This window comes from Phocaeicola paurosaccharolyticus JCM 15092 (genome assembly GCF_000613805.1).
Taxonomy (GTDB): domain Bacteria; phylum Bacteroidota; class Bacteroidia; order Bacteroidales; family Bacteroidaceae; genus Phocaeicola; species Phocaeicola paurosaccharolyticus.
The window spans coordinates 1-703 of record NZ_BAJR01000085.1; the positions used below are offsets into that span (position 1 = coordinate 1).

1 protein-coding gene and 1 pseudogene are annotated in these 703 nt (G+C 29.7%); one reads left to right on the top strand and one right to left on the bottom strand.

From position 1 onward, the window contains the following. Window positions 1–341 (top strand): TaqI-like C-terminal specificity domain-containing protein (locus tag JCM15092_RS14310; RefSeq protein WP_024995231.1); only part of this gene is annotated, 341 nt, incomplete at its 5' end. Here the strand turns inward: JCM15092_RS14310 and JCM15092_RS14315 are convergent. Next, window positions 325–703 (bottom strand): annotated as a pseudogene (locus tag JCM15092_RS14315) (Eco57I restriction-modification methylase domain-containing protein); the annotation flags it as partial. The gene JCM15092_RS14310 and the pseudogene JCM15092_RS14315 overlap by 17 nt on opposite strands.

Here is a 703-nt window from a genome sequence, read left to right on the forward strand (position 1 = left end):
ATCCCGACATCTCTCAAAATTTGAGTTTCTCTATTGATGCAAATGGATACTTTATAGGTAATACCGCTTATTTTATGTCTGCCATAAACTTAGAATATCTATTGCACATACTTAATTCTAAGTTAATAGATTGGTATTATAGGACTCTATCTGTACAACTTGGAGAGAAAGCAGTCAGAATGTTCTCAATATACGTATTAAAACTACCAATTCCACTATGGTTAAACACAGAATTACAAAATGCGATCAAAAGTGAAGAACCAAGCAATGATATTAACCGTATGGTATATGAAATTTACAACTTGGATAATAAAGAAATGGAATTTATTGAATTTCAATAAATCCAATAGATTTTCGCTCCTCATCTGTAAGGTTATATAAGTCAAAAATCATAGAGTCAAGATCTATGGCTTTTGACTTTGTATACTCATACTGCAATTCTTGCACTAATACTTTACATTTTGCATTGATTTCATCATTAACTTTCAACAATGGAATCTTGTCAAAAAAAACTTTTCTTAATTCTCTTGTTCCGCCTAGTAATTCCGGAAAATTTTCTTTGAAACAGAATTTAAATAGAGAAGAATTTAGAAATGCTGTTAGATATGACATGCAATTACCTGTAATCATAAATGATTTGTCATTCTGAAAAAATCCTTTTTCATCATAATAAAAAGGTAAGTACTTCGTCATATTGGGGTAC